Here is a 14,678-nt window from a genome sequence, read left to right on the forward strand (position 1 = left end):
GAAAGGGGGTGAGCGGCGACATGGCGACCCGAGTGGTTGCCCGCTGTGATCCGGCGCACATCGCGCCCCGCTTTATTCCAGTCCCAGCTCGTCTTTTAGCTCCTTGAGGTAGCGGCGGCTGACCGGTACCCGGGCCCCGCTCGGGGTCACGATCTCCGCCAGTTGATTCTCCAGCAAACGGATTTCGAAGATGGCGGCCGGGGCCACCAGATACTGGCGGTGACAGCGCAGCAGCGGGGTCTTCTCCTCCAGGGACTTGAGGGTGAGCTGGGTGTGAAACAGCTCGCCCTGGCAGGCGACATGGACGCCGCCGAGATCGGAGAAGGCGTACTCCACCTGGGAGGTTGGGAGCAGCCGCACCCGGTTGTGCAGGTATCCGGGGATATGGTGGATGGTCGGGGCCAGGGTCCCGACCGGTTGCGGGGTGATGTCCTGCCTGAGCCGCGCCAGGGTCTTGGCGAGGCGCGCCGGCTCCACCGGCTTGAGCAGGTAGTCGAAGGCGTTCTCCTCGAAGGCCTGGATGGCGTAGTCGTCGAACGCGGTGACAAAGACGATGCGGGGCAGGGGATCGAGCATGGCCACCAGCTCCATGCCGCTGAGCTTGGGCATCTGGATATCGAGAAACACCACATCCGGCTTGAGTTGCTGGATGAGGCCGAGCGCCTCGATGGCGTTGCCCGCCATGCCCAGGATCTCGATGTCGGGATCGCTGGCCAGCAGCTCTGCCAGCTCTTCGCGGGCATAGGGCTCGTCATCGACGATCAGGGTGCGGATCATGTCATCTCCTTGGCGGTGGTGCGGGGTTGTCGTGGGAGTGTCAGGGAGACCCGGGTCCATTGCTCCGGCTCCCACTGGACGTCAATGCCATAGCGCTCGCCAAAGGCGCTCTTGAGGCGCTTGTCCACCAGGCTCATCCCCAGACCATCCCCCTGGCCGGATGGCTGCCAGGCCCCGGCGTTGTCTTCGACGCAAAGGGTGATCGCCTCGGGGGTTTCCCTCGCGAAGAGGCGAAGTCGCCCCTCTCCCAGCAGGGAGCAGATGCCGTGCTTGATGGCATTCTCGATGAGGGGCTGCAGGGTGAAGCTCGGCAGTTGCACCTCGGCAAGGTGGGGCGGGATCTCGTTGATGACGGTGAGCCGCTCGCCAAAGCGGGCCTGCTCTATCTCCAGGTAGGAGAGGCAGTGCTCCTGCTCCTCACGCAGCGTGGTCAGGCCGCTCTGGCGCTTGAGGTTGTTGCGAAAGAAGCGGGAGAGGTGCAGCAGCAGCTCCCGTGCCCGTCCCGGATCGCGGCGGGTAATGGCGCTGATGGTGTTGAGGGTGTTGAACAGGAAGTGGGGGTTTATCTGTGCCTGTACCAGCTTGAGCTCGGATTGCACCAGCAGGCGCTGCTGCTGCTCCAGGCGGCCTGCCAGCAGCTGCTGGGACAACAGGTTGGCGATCCCTTCTCCCAGGGTGTGATTGATCTTGAGGAAGAGCCGCTTCTTGGGCTCATAGAGTTTGATGGTGCCGATCACCCCCTCGTCACCCTGCAGGGGGATCACCAGCACGGAGCCGAGCTGGCACTGGGGGGAGATGCTGCAACGATAGGGCTGGCTGTTGCCATCTGCGAACAGCACCTTGTTCTGGGCGATGGCTTGCAGGGTGATCGCCGAGGTGATGGGGGTGCCCGGCTTGTGGTGATCTTCCCCGGTGCCGATGAAGGCGAGGATTTTGTCGGTGTCCGTGATGGCGACGGCGCCGACGCCGGTCTCTTCCTGAACGATATGGGCTATCTTGCCGCTGGCCTCCGGAGTGAACCCCTGGCTCATGATGCCGACGGTACGGTTGGCGATGGTGAGCGCCTTGGCGGAGAAGACCCGGGAGAACTTTTCGTACATCCGCTGCTGGTCGCGGATCATGCTGATGAAGAGCGCCGCCCCGCAGGAGTTGGCGAGGATCATGGGGGTGGCGATGGTGCGCACCAGCAGCAGGGACTTGTCGAAGGGGGTGGCGACCAGCAGGATGATCACCATCTGCATGATCTCGGCCACGAAGGTGGTAAAGAAGGCGACCCTGGGTGCAAAGAGGTCATTGACCCTGCCTGCCCGCATCAGCCGCCAGTGCACCAGCCCCCCCAACAGCCCCTCGCAGGTGGTGGAGATGGCGCAGGCGAGATCGGTGAACCCCCCCAGAGTATAGCGGTGCAGGCCGCCGGTCAGCCCCACCAGGAATCCCACCAGGGGGCCGCCCAGCAGTCCCCCCAGTACGGCACCGACCGCCCGGGTGTTGGCGATGGCGTCATCGATGTCGAGGCCCACATAGGTTCCCAGGATGCAAAAGCAGGAGAAGATGACATAGATGAGCACCTTGTGGGGCAGCCTGACGGAGTAGTTGGCCAGGGGACGCAACAGGGGGCTTTTGGAAAAAAGGTAGGCGATGACCAGGCTGACGCTCATCTGCTGGAGCAGAGAGAGGACTAGTTGCATAAAAAAGCTTCCTCAAACACCACGCCGGAGCCGGGCGTTGTCATGACGCAGGGTGAGCCTGAGCCCGTCTTGATGCGGGCTGCGGGCTGAACGCTGCGGCAGTTTGCCAGAATGGAAAAATAAAACCATATAAAATCAGCACGTTAAATTGATATTTGTGTAATCGATGCCCGCTTGATATTGCTGATGCGAGCATGAAGGTATCCACCGGATACGCCACACGGAGGTGGCATGCTCCGCCCGGCCATCGGCTGGGCGTTTTTTATCCAGCTCCAATGGTGGACGATTTCGAGGGGACCTGAGCAATTATTCAGGTTTGTCCAATGAGTTATCCCCAGCTTCTGGGGATAACTCAGAAGGCGAAATAGTAACAGACCCGCCGACCCAGACCGAAAAAAGCGCGTTGCGCGTCGTCCAGCTCTTCCTGTCTGAGGGTGGCGACGATGCTTCGCGCATCTTCCCGCAGATCGATCATGGCCACTCCTTCCGGCCGCTGCCCCTTGAGGTAGGGCAGCACCTTGGGTCTGAGGGGCATGCTGGGCTCGGTGGAGAGCACCAGGGCCAGGGCATCGTCATCCAGGCGCACCAGGGAACCCGGTGGATAGACCCCCAGCACCTTTATCAGCAACCTGACCTGGGTTTGCTCGAACTTCTTCTGGGAGAGCTTGTAGAGCTGGCCGATCACCTGGCTGGGCCCCGGCGGGTTGAGGCCGCTGCGCGGGTGAAGCAGCTCGTCATAGTGATCCACCAGCCCGATGAGGCGGGCGAGGGGGGGGATCTTGTCGCCCTTGATCCCGAGGGGAAAACCGCTGCCATCGAGGCGTTCGTGATGCAGGTAGGCGACCTCACGGATCCTGGGTTCGAAAGCCTGCAACTGGTTGAGCATCACCAGTCCGTACTGGGGGTGCATGTTGAGGAAATTCTGCTCCGCCTTGCTGAGCTCCCCCCGCTTCTGGATGATCTGGCTCGGGATCCTGAGCTCGCCGATGTCGTGGATCAGGCCCGCCAGACCGGTCTCCTCGATCTCGACGGGATTCATGCCAAGCTCCCGTGCCACCAGCATGGCGATGAAGGCCACGCTCAGGCTGTGTTGCAGCAGGGTATCCGTGTTCTGGCTGCGGATGAGGTGCAGACCGAGCGGCCCCTGGTGTTCTGCCAGACGGGCGGCGGTGCTGCGCACTATCTGCGCAGTATTGGCCAGGCCTTCGTCCGGTTTGAGGTTGAGGGCGCCAAGGGCGTCGCGAAGATCTGACAGGGATTGACCGAACGCCTTGTCCGCGATGCGAAGGGAGCGCCTGAACGCCTTTTCGTCGAAGGTGGGGCCCTCAGAAGAGGGGGCGGTATCCCCGGTGTCGCTCATCTCAAGAGAGGGAACGGGTTCGGCCCGCAGCAGGGGCTCTACCGGCAGATCGCTCTTGTCGGGATCCACCATCAGCAGGGTCAGGTCGAGGTGGCGGATGATGTCGAGCTGCTGCTGGTCCTTGATTTTGAAGGCGTTGAACATGAAAGGGTGGCTCGTCCATCCCGTGGGAAGATGGATGTAGTGGCCGACTCTCAACTGCTCGATGGAGGCCTGTATCAGCGCCATGGACTAGCTCTTCTGTCGAATTTGCCTATCAACAAGCTAGCAAAATTAAACAGATAGACAAACAAAAAAGCCCGCGCATGTGCGCGGGCTCTTGTCATCCGTGGCGTTTATCAGGCCTTGGATTTTTTCTTGTTGTCCACCTTGGTGTCGACCTTGGCTGCAACCGGGGCGGCAACAGGGGCTTCCTCGATGAAGGGACGGCCGTAGTAGGTGTCCATCAGGATTGCTTTCAGCTCGGTGATCAGCGGGTAGCGCGGGTTGGCGCCGGTGCACTGGTCATCGAAGGCTTCCAGCGCCAGCTGGTCTACCTTGGCCAGGAAGTCCGCTTCGTTCACGCCGGCTTCGCGGATGGAGGCCGGGATCCCCAGGGTGGCCTTCAGCTCGTCCAGCCAGGTCAGCAGCTTCTCGATCTTGGCGGCGGTACGGTCACCTGCAGCGGTCAGGCCCAGGTGGTCAGCCACTTCGGCGTAGCGACGGCGAGCCTGCGGACGGTCGTACTGGGAGAACGCGGTCTGCTTGGTCGGGTTGTCGTTCGCGTTGTAGCGGATGACGTTGCTGATCAGCAGGGCGTTGGCCAGGCCGTGCGGAATGTGGAACTCGGCACCCAGTTTGTGGGCCATGGAGTGGCACACACCCAGGAAGGCGTTGGCGAACGCGATACCGGCGATGGTAGCAGCGTTGTGTACTTTCTCGCGAGCAACCGGGTCGTTGGCGCCGTTGATGTAGCTGGACGGCAGGTACTCTTTGAGCAGTTTCAGGGCTTGCAGCGCCTGACCGTCGGAGTATTCGTTGGCCAGCACGGAGACATAGGCTTCCATGGCGTGGGTCACGGCGTCGATACCACCGAAGGCACACAGGGATTTGGGCATGCCCATCACCAGGTTGGCATCCACGATGGCCATGTTCGGGGTCAGCTCGTAGTCGGCCAGCGGGTACTTCATGCCGGTGGCGTCGTCGGTCACGACCGCAAACGGGGTCACTTCAGAACCGGTACCGGACGTGGTGGTGATACAGACCAGTTCGGCCTTCACGCCCATTTTCGGGAACTTGTAGATACGCTTGCGGATGTCCATGAAGCGCATGGCCAGGTCTTCGAACGCGGTATCCGGGTGCTCGTACATGACCCACATGATCTTGGCGGCATCCATGGGTGAACCACCACCCAGGGCGACGATCACGTCCGGCTTGAAGGAGTTGGCCATCTCGGCGCCCTTGCGGACCACGGACAGGGTGGGGTCGGCTTCCACTTCGTAGAAGATCTCCACTTCCATGTTCAGCTTCTTGAGCAGGCGAACCACTTCATCGGCATAGCCGTTGTTGAACAGGAATCGGTCGGTCACCACCATGGCGCGCTTCTTGCCTTCCAGGTCGCCCAGGGCGATCGGCAGGGAACCACGACGGAAGTAGATGGATTTCGGAAGTTTGTGCCACAGCATATTTTCTGCCCGTTTTGCGACTGTCTTCTTGTTGATCAAGTGCTTGGGACCGACGTTCTCGGAGATGGAGTTACCACTCCAGGAGCCGCAACCCAGGGTCAGGGACGGGGCCAGCGCGAAGTTGTACAGGTCACCGATACCACCCTGGGTGGAGGGGGTGTTGATGAGGATACGGGCGGTCTTCATCTTGTCGCCGAAGTACTTGATGCGGTCGGCATTGCGATCCTGGTCGGTATAGAGACCGGAGGTGTGGCCGATACCACCGATGTTGACCATGTCGCAGGCCATTTCGACGGCTTCTTCGAAGTTCTTGGCACGGAACATACCCAGCGTTGGAGAGAGTTTCTCGTGAGCGAACTCGTCTTCCGCGCAGAGTTCCAGACCTTCACCGATGAGGATCTTGGTGGTGGCAGGCACGGTCACACCGGCCATGGCGGCGATCTTGGTGGCAGGCTGGCCCACGATGTCGGCGTTCAGGGCGCCGTTGATCAGCAGCACTTTACGCACCTTGTCCGCTTCGTCCTTGGAGAGGATGTAGCCGGCGTGGGTCGCGAAACGCTCCTTGACCTGGTTGTAGATGGAGTCGACCACGATGACAGCCTGCTCGGAGGCACAGACCACGCCGTTGTCGAAGGTCTTGGACATCAGGATGGAGGCGACGGCACGCTTCACGTCGGCGGTTTCGTCGATGACGATGGGCACGTTGCCCGCACCCACGCCGATGGCGGGTTTGCCGGAGGAGTAGGCGGCCTTCACCATGCCCGGGCCACCGGTGGCCAGGATCAGGTTGATGTCGTCGTGACGCATCAGGGCATTGGAGAGTTCGACGGAGGGTTGATCAATCCAGCCGATGATGTCTTTCGGCGCACCGGCAGCCACGGCTGCATCCAGTACCAGCTTGGCAGCGGTATTGGTGGAGTTCTTGGCGCGGGGGTGCGGGGAGAAGATGATGGCATTGCGGGTCTTCAGGGAGATGAGGGCCTTGAAGATCGCAGTGGAAGTCGGGTTGGTGGTCGGTACGATACCGCAGATGATGCCTACCGGCTCGGCGATGGTGATGGTGCCCATCTCGTCGTCCTGGCTCAGGATGCCGCAGGTCTTTTCATCTTTATAGGCGTTGTAGATGTATTCGGAGGCGAAGTGGTTCTTGATAACCTTGTCTTCGATGATACCCATACCGGATTCAGCCACGGCCATCTGGGCCAGGGGGATACGGGCGTTGCTGGCGGCCAGGGCGGCGGCACGGAAGACCTTGTCTACCTGCTCTTGCGAGAAGCTGGCGAATTGACGCTGTGCTTCTTTGACGCGGGCAACCAGTGCATCCAGTTCAGCCAAATTGGTTACTGCCATGTTTATCTCCTGATGATTTGAAAACTGTTTAGTAAGACCTTGGCAATGCCCGGCAATTATAGCCACCTTGTCAAGGCGAGAATCACCATAACGGGGTATTTACATGCCTTAGTAAACTGTTTTCTGACTCGATTATAGGGTCGGGATGTGTCAGAAAAGATTGATCTGGATCATATGTAACAAAAGAACAAAAGAAATTTTGTTTCACCCCTTATCGCACCACTATGTTACGGGAGTGTGTCATCCTTTCTTGGCATCACGAGCTGCTGTCACGCGCCCTTGAAATATCTGCTCAGGGAAGGGGATCCGATGAATTCTCGCCTTGACCGGGATGGGGGAAGGTGGCATTGCCATGATGGCGGCAGAACGCCTAGCCCCCTGACGTTTCATTTATGTTGAGAAAGGGGTTGTTGTTTTCATCCAGTCGCCCTGGCGAAACAGCACATCTGGCGGTGGCAGGGAGCTTGTCACCTCTGCACAGCCGGCCCCACTGGCACCGCACCAGGGTGAGAAAGGCCAAAATCGGGGTCACAGGAGCGGGTGGGGGCGGCAAGCAGGTGTGGTGAGAAGCAAGGGTGCCATTTGCCGAAAATATCGTTTCTTGGCTGAGGGTTGATATAACGCGCTGTCATGGCACCCGGCGATGTTAATGGTGGCCACTCTCCCTTAACAACCCGATATGTTGAATTTTGTCGATACATTAGCGGAACTAACTAAAAAGCCCCGGTAAGGGTGAGATTATTTGATTGGAGAAGGGAAAAGCCATGGTGTAAATTTACGCGTAGTTTGGGGGTTGGCCCCTTGTGGCTCGTATTGGTTCTGGATGGCGCCTATGGCAGCAATAGACTTCTCTTTATACCTGAAATTTTTCGTCGGCCTGTTTGCGATCATCAACCCGCTGGGTCTGTTGCCGGTTTTTGTGAGCCTGACGGGCCACATGTCGCCGGAGGAGCGACGCAAGACCAACACCACCGCCCACATTGCCGTGATGATCATCCTGATGGTCTCCATGTGCATGGGACAGCTCATCCTCGACAGTTTCGGCATCTCCCTGGCATCGTTTCGCATTGCCGGTGGCTCGCTGATCACCCTGATCGCCTGGTCCATGCTGCAGGGCAAGCTGGGGGAGGTGAAGCACAACAAGCAGGAGAAGGGTGAACTGGCTGCGCGTGAATCCATTGCCGTGGTGCCCCTGGCTCTGCCGCTGATGGCCGGACCCGGTGCCATCTCCTCTTCCATCGTCTATGCCAGCCAGAAGACCCTGCCCCAGATGGCCGGCATGTTCGTGGTGGTGGTGGCGTTTGCCTGCTGCTCCTGGCTCATCTTCCGCGCCGCTCCCCTGCTGTTCAAGCTGATGGGCAACACCGGCATCAACGTGGTGACCCGTATCATGGGTCTCATCATGATGTCCCTTGGCATCGAGATCATCGTGGCGGGCATCAAGGGAGTCTTCCCCGGTCTGGTGTGAGCCAGGTCCGTTTTTGTCGGAGCCGGTCCTTGTGACCGGCTTTTTATTGTTTCTTTTTTGTTGGTCATTTCCTAGAATCGAGCGGCCTTGTACGAAAAATGACCGCTGCGGGATATTTAAATGCTGAATAAATGGTTTTAAGTTGTTTTTTTGACCATGAAAGCGGCCTGTTCCTGATGATATCTATTGCATTATCAGAATTGTCAGGGAATTATGCGGGCAGCGAGGTGTTTGTCTCGTGGATAACAAATGCATGGAATGTTCTTGTTGGAGTATGGAAATGACTCATAGAAAAACAATTATTAATACCCTTTTATTGACTGCACTTTTCGGTGGCGCCACCCTGGCTCACGCCGCCGATGTCCCCGCCGGTACCAAGCTTGCTCCCGAGCAAACCCTGGTGAAAGGCAATGGTTCCGAACCCGCCACCCTGGATCCCCAGAAAGTGGAAGGTACCCCCGAATCCAACGTATTGCGTGACCTGTTCGAAGGTCTCGTCTCCTCCGGCCCCAAGGGTGAGACCCTGCCCGGCGTCGCCGAGTCCTGGGAAACCAAGGACAACAAACATTACGTGTTCCACCTGCGCAAGGATGCCAAGTGGTCCAACGGGGATCCCGTCACCGCTCATGACTTCGTCTTTGCCTTCCAGCGCGCGGTGGATCCCAAGACGGCCTCTCCCTACTCCTGGTACATGGAGATCCCGACCATCATCAATGCCTCCGACATCATCGCGGGCAAGAAGCCGGCCGACACTCTGGGTGTGAAGGCGGTGGACGATCATACCTTCGAGGTGCAGCTGGAGAAGGCGGTGCCTTACTTCGTCAGCATGCTCTCCCACACCACCACCTATCCGGTCCCGAAGAAGGTGATCGAGAAGTTCGGTGACAAGTGGACCCAGCCCGGCAACATGGTATCCAACGGCGCCTACGTGCTGAAGGACTGGGTGGTCAACGAGCGCGTCGACGTCGAGCGCAACCCCAACTACTGGAACAACGGCAAGACCGTCATCAACAAGGTGACCTACCTGCCCATCCAGTCCACCAACGCCGAGCTGAACCGCTATCTGGCTGGCGAAGTGGATCTGACCTACAACATGCCCATCGAACGCTTCAAGCAGATGAAGAAAGAGCTGCCGGACGAAGTAAAGGTCAGCGGCTATGTGGGCACCTACTACTACCAGTACAACTTCAAGCACAAGCCGTTTGACGACGTGCGGGTGCGTACCGCCCTCTCCTATGCCATCGATCGCAACGTGATCGCCGACAAGGTGATGGGCAAGGGCGAAACCCCGGGCTACACGCTCGTGCCTGACTTTGTAGATGGCTTCAAGCCGGTGGCGCCGGCCTGGTCCAAGCTGACCCAGGCAGAGCGCGATGCCAAGGCGAAAGAGCTGCTGACCGAAGCCGGTTACGGCCCGGGCAAGCCGCTCAAGTTCGAGCTGCTCTACAACACCGACGACAACCACAAAAAGGTGGCCGTGGCCGTCGCCTCCATGTGGAAGAAGCTCGGCGTGCAGGTGAGCCTGGTGAACCAGGAGTGGAAGACCTACCTGGAGACCAAGAAGCAGGGTAACTTCGACGTGGGCCGCGCCGGCTGGATTGCGGACTACAACGAAGCCTCCTCCATGCTGGATCTGATGCAGACCACTCACGGCAACAACGACGGCAAATACTCCAACCCGACGTTCGACAAGCTGATGAGCGAGTCCCGCAACCAGGTGGATGCCGAGGCGCGCAACAAGCTCTATGTCCAGGCCGAAGAGATCCTGGCCAAGGACATGCCGATCGCCCCCATCTATCAGTACGTGACCTCCCGCATGGTCAAGCCCTACGTGGGCGGCTACCCGGCCAACCCGCTGGACAACATCTACAGCAAAGACATGTACATCGTTGCTCACTGAGTAAAGAAACAAGTCGCATAACAAGCAGGGCCCGCCAGACGGCGGGCCTTTATTACAACCGCGACCCTTTGGAAGCAGTACAGGACAGGAAATGTCTATGTTGAAATTCATCCTTAAACGTCTACTGGAAGCGATCCCGACTCTGCTGGTCTTGATCACCGTCTCCTTCTTCATGATGCGCTTCGCCCCGGGTAACCCCTTCACCAGCGAACGCGCCCTGCCGCCGGAAGTCCTGGCCAACATCGAAGCCAAATATGGCCTGGACAAGCCCATCGGCATGCAATACCTCACTTACCTCGGCAACCTGGTCCAGGGGGATCTGGGGCCCTCCTTCAAATACAAGGACTTCACCGTCAATGATCTGGTGAGCCAGGCCCTGCCTGTCTCCGCCAAGATAGGCTCGGTCGCCTTCCTGCTGGCAGTGACCCTGGGGGTCACCTTCGGCACCATTGCGGCCCTGAAACAGAACACCCTCATCGACTACCTGTTGATGTCGTCGGCCATGGCCGGGGTGGTGATACCCGGCTTCGTGCTGGCACCGCTGCTGGTGCTCTTCTTCAGTATCTATCTGGGCTGGTTCCCGGCGGGAGGCTGGCAGGGGGGCGGCGCCCAGTTCATGGTACTGCCGGTGTTCGGCATGATGATGTACTACATCTCCGCCATCTCCCGCATCATGCGCGGCAGCATGATCGAGACCATGAACTCCAACTTCATCCGTACCGCCCGCGCCAAGGGGCTGCCCCTGCGTCACATCATCCTCAAGCACGCGCTGCGCCCGGCCATGCTGCCGGTGGTCTCCTACCTGGGACCGGCCTTCGTGGGCATCATCACCGGCTCCGTGGTCATCGAGACCATCTTCGGCCTGCCGGGGATCGGCCAGCTGTTCGTCAACGGTGCCCTCAACCGTGATTACTCCATGGTGCTCGGTCTGACCATTCTGGTCGGCGCCCTCACCATCACCTTTAACGCCGTGGTCGATATTCTCTATGCCGTCATCGATCCCAAGATCCGTTACTAAGCCGGGAGTTCATCATGGTAGTCACAACTGAAAAGCGCGAAGCCGTCGAGGCGTTCGCCCAGAAAGTGGAAGTGGTGGAAGGACGCTCCCTGTGGAAGGATGCCCGTCGCCGTTTCCTGCGCAACAAGGCGGCCCTGACCAGCCTCATCATCCTGACCATCATCGGTCTGGCGGTGATCGTGGGGCCCCACCTGTCCCAGTACACGTTCGATGACCCGGACTGGGGGGCCATGCAGAGTGCCCCGGACATGGAGACCGGCCACTGGTTCGGCACCGACAGCCTGGGGCGCGACCTGTTCGTGCGTACCCTGCTCGGCGGACGCATCTCCCTGATGGTCGGCATCATGGGGGCCCTGGTGGCTGTCATCATCGGCACCCTCTACGGCGCCGCGTCCGGCTTCATCGGCGGTCGCGTCGACAGCCTGATGATGCGCGTGCTTGAGATCCTCAACGCCTTCCCCTTCATGTTCTTCGTGATCATGCTGGTGACCTTCTTCGGTCGCAATCTGGCCCTCATCTTCCTCGCCATCGGCGCGGTGAGCTGGCTCGACATGGCGCGTATCGTGCGCGGCCAGACCCTGAGTCTCAAGAGCAAGGAGTTCATCGAGGCGGCCCACGTCTGCGGCGTCTCCAAGTGGAAGATCATCACCCGTCATATCGTGCCCAACGTGCTCGGGATAGTGGCGGTTTACGCCACCCTGCTGGTGCCGGGGATGATCATGTTCGAATCCTTCCTGAGCTTCCTGGGTCTGGGCGTGCAAGAGCCCATGACCAGCTGGGGCGCCCTGCTGGATGAAGGCTCCAAGTCGATGGAAGTGGCCATCTGGCAACTCCTGTTCCCCGCCGGTTTCATGGTGGTGACCCTGTTCTGCTTCAACTTCCTCGGGGATGGTCTGCGTGATGCCCTGGATCCCAAGGATCGCTGATACCCAGGGACCGGCAAGACGCCAAGGGGCCATCAGACCCGTTCAGGGAACGCACCGCGTTCACCACGGGCAGGCCCCCATCACGACAGCGCGATAAGGAGTACTGAGATGAAATTACTGGATGTGAAAGATCTGCGGGTCGAGTTCAAGACCCCGGACGGCAATGTGGTGGCCGTCAACGACCTCAACTTTTCTCTTTCTGCTGGCGAAACTTTGGGGATCGTCGGGGAGTCAGGCTCAGGCAAGTCCCAGACTGCCTTTGCCATCATGGGGCTGCTGGCCAAGAACGGTGTCATCACCGGCTCGGCCAAATTTCAGGGGGACGAGATCCTGAATCTGCCGGAGCACAAGCTCAACAAGATCCGCTCCGAGAAGATCGCCATGATCTTCCAGGACCCCATGACGTCGCTCAACCCCTACATGAAGGTCAAGGATCAGCTGATGGAAGTGCTGATGCTGCACAAGGGGATGACCAAGGCTGCCGCCTTCGAGGAGTCGGTGCGCATGCTGGACGCGGTGAAGATCCCTGAGTCGCGCAAGCGGATGAACATGTACCCCCACGAGTTCTCAGGCGGCATGCGCCAGCGGGTGATGATCGCCATGGCGCTCCTGTGCCGGCCGCAGCTGCTCATCGCCGACGAGCCGACCACGGCGCTGGACGTGACGGTACAAGCCCAGATCATGACCCTGATGAACGAGCTCAAGCGCGAGTTCAACACCGCCATCATCATGATCACCCACGATCTTGGCGTCGTGGCCGGCATCTGCGACAAGGTGCTGGTGATGTACGCAGGCCGGACCATGGAGTACGGCCGGGTCAACGATATCTTCTATCGCCCGAGCCACCCCTATACCGAAGGCTTGCTGCGCGCCATTCCCCGCCTCGACACCGAAGGGGAAGAGCTGCCCACCATTCCGGGCAATCCGCCCAACCTGCTGCGTTTGCCCACCGGCTGTCCCTTCCAGGAGCGTTGCCACCGGGTGAGCGAGATTTGTGGCCAGCAATCGCCGATCCTGACACCGTTCAACGACGGCCGGGAGCGGGCGTGCCACTGGGTATCGGATGCCATGATCAAGGGAGTGAACTAAATGGGTACTGACAAGAAACTGCTGCTGGAAGTGTCCGACCTCAAGGTTCACTTCCATATCAAGAGTGACAAGGCCTGGCCCTGGGCCAAGCCCTCCGCCCTGAAGGCGGTGGACGGGGTGACCCTGCGCCTCTACGAAGGGGAGACCCTGGGCGTAGTGGGGGAGTCCGGTTGCGGCAAATCCACCTTCGCCCGTGCCCTCATCGGCCTGGTACCGGCCACCGACGGCAAGGTGGTGTGGCTTGGGCAGGACTTGACCAAGCTCGAGCAGAACGCCCTGCGGGAGAAGCGCAAGGAGATCCAGATGATCTTCCAGGACCCGCTGGCCTCCCTGAACCCCCGCATGACCATAGGCGACATCATCGCCGAGCCCCTCATCACCTTCTACCCGACCCTGCCAAGGGAAGAGGTGAAGGAGAAGGTGCGCGCCATGATGACCAAGGTGGGTCTGTTGCCGAACCTGGTGAACCGTTACCCCCATGAGTTCTCCGGCGGCCAGTGCCAGCGCATCGGCATCGCCCGGGCGCTCATCCTCGAGCCCAAGATGATCATCTGTGACGAGCCGGTCTCGGCGCTGGATGTCTCCATCCAGGCTCAGGTGGTGAACCTGCTCAAATCCCTGCAAAAGGAGATGGGGCTCTCCCTCATCTTCATCGCCCACGACCTCTCAGTGGTCAAACACATCTCCGATCGGGTGCTGGTGATGTACCTGGGCAACGCGGTGGAGCTGGGGACCGGCAAGGAGATCTTCGCCAATCCCCTGCACCCCTATACCAAGGCGCTGATGTCGGCGGTCCCCATCCCGGATCCGGATCTGGAACGCAGCAAGGTCATCCAGATCCTGGAAGGGGACTTGCCATCCCCCATGAATCCGCCCTCCGGTTGCGTGTTCCGTACCCGCTGCCCGGTGGCAGGTCCGGAGTGCGCCAAGACCCGGCCCCAGCTCGAGGGCAACTTCGACCACGCGGTCTCCTGCCTCAAGGTGGACCCGCTCTGAGAACCTGTTAACGATCTTGCTGCGAGGCCGTGATCAAGGCTCATGCGCTGCTCGCTTGTTTGTAACAAAGAGTGCTCATGTATTCATATACATTCCGGTTCCTGCGCTGCTCTTTACCTTGTTGACGACCTCTCGCGACAGCTCGTAAACAGGTTCTAAGGAGAACCGTATCGAGAAGGGCGCGTGCTGGCGCCCTTTTTATTGCATGGGGGATAAGATGCCTCTTGGCGCCATCTTCCCGGACTGTTACTATCCGCCGCACAAGGGGAGTAACTTCTCGCCGGTTTGTCGTCATTACGGTGCACCCATATCCTGCAGTGCATCCGGCAGCCGGGCAGTTGACGCAAGTCGGCTGTAAGTGAGACCTTGCCGAGAGGCAAGGTGTATCTGCTCCAAACGCGAACCCACTGCCTCCCGGCCGTGGGTTTTGTCGTTTTGGGAG

General features: G+C 59.8%; 10 protein-coding genes. 6 read left to right on the forward strand and 4 right to left on the reverse strand.

Features of this window, described 5'->3' with window-relative positions; all coding sequences use genetic code 11:
- Positions 1-72 precede the first annotated feature (72 nt).
- From btsR to adhE, 4 genes are all read right to left on the reverse strand, one after another.
- The gene (gene btsR, locus PG879_RS16480; RefSeq protein WP_010674324.1) at positions 73-777 is read right to left on the reverse strand and encodes a two-component system response regulator BtsR; all 705 of its coding nucleotides are present in this window, start codon (positions 775-777) and stop codon (positions 73-75) included.
- Complete coding sequence (locus PG879_RS16485) at positions 774-2,465, reverse strand: sensor histidine kinase (RefSeq protein WP_041212838.1); 1,692 nt, start codon at positions 2,463-2,465, stop codon at positions 774-776. The genes btsR and PG879_RS16485 overlap by 4 nt, the downstream gene beginning before the upstream one ends.
- Before the next feature lie 352 nt (positions 2,466-2,817).
- The gene (locus PG879_RS16490; RefSeq protein ID WP_041212839.1) at positions 2,818-4,053 is read right to left on the reverse strand and encodes an HD-GYP domain-containing protein; all 1,236 of its coding nucleotides are present in this window, start codon (positions 4,051-4,053) and stop codon (positions 2,818-2,820) included.
- 110 nt (positions 4,054-4,163) lie between these two features.
- Positions 4,164-6,839 carry a bifunctional acetaldehyde-CoA/alcohol dehydrogenase gene (adhE, locus tag PG879_RS16495; RefSeq protein WP_010674327.1) on the reverse strand — a complete coding sequence of 892 codons (2,676 nt, stop codon included), beginning with the start codon at positions 6,837-6,839 and terminating at the stop codon, positions 4,164-4,166.
- A gap of 832 nt (positions 6,840-7,671) precedes the next feature.
- Here adhE and PG879_RS16500 point away from each other — a divergent pair.
- The 6 genes from PG879_RS16500 (at position 7,672) to oppF (ending at position 14,236) form a co-directional block, all read left to right on the forward strand.
- Positions 7,672-8,307, forward strand: coding sequence for a YchE family NAAT transporter (locus PG879_RS16500; RefSeq protein ID WP_010674328.1), 636 nt, complete (start codon positions 7,672-7,674; stop codon positions 8,305-8,307).
- A 280-nt stretch (positions 8,308-8,587) separates the two neighbouring features.
- Positions 8,588-10,207 carry an ABC transporter substrate-binding protein gene (locus tag PG879_RS16505; protein ID WP_041212840.1) on the forward strand — a complete coding sequence of 540 codons (1,620 nt, stop codon included), beginning with the start codon at positions 8,588-8,590 and terminating at the stop codon, positions 10,205-10,207.
- A 97-nt stretch (positions 10,208-10,304) separates the two neighbouring features.
- Positions 10,305-11,225, forward strand: coding sequence for an oligopeptide ABC transporter permease OppB (gene oppB, locus PG879_RS16510; RefSeq protein ID WP_010674330.1), 921 nt, complete (start codon positions 10,305-10,307; stop codon positions 11,223-11,225).
- Between the two features lie 14 nt (positions 11,226-11,239).
- Positions 11,240-12,151, forward strand: coding sequence for an oligopeptide ABC transporter permease OppC (oppC, locus tag PG879_RS16515; protein ID WP_010674331.1), 912 nt, complete (start codon positions 11,240-11,242; stop codon positions 12,149-12,151).
- Between the two features lie 108 nt (positions 12,152-12,259).
- On the forward strand, positions 12,260-13,240 hold the full coding sequence (locus PG879_RS16520) for an ABC transporter ATP-binding protein (RefSeq protein WP_039038983.1): 981 nt from the start codon (positions 12,260-12,262) through the stop codon (positions 13,238-13,240).
- The gene (gene oppF / locus PG879_RS16525; protein ID WP_010674333.1) at positions 13,241-14,236 is read left to right on the forward strand and encodes a murein tripeptide/oligopeptide ABC transporter ATP binding protein OppF; all 996 of its coding nucleotides are present in this window, start codon (positions 13,241-13,243) and stop codon (positions 14,234-14,236) included.
- The last annotated feature ends 442 nt before the right edge of the window (positions 14,237-14,678 follow it).

The sequence above is a fragment of the Aeromonas sp. QDB63 genome (assembly GCF_027707425.1).
Taxonomy (GTDB): Bacteria; Pseudomonadota; Gammaproteobacteria; order Enterobacterales; family Aeromonadaceae; genus Aeromonas; species Aeromonas caviae.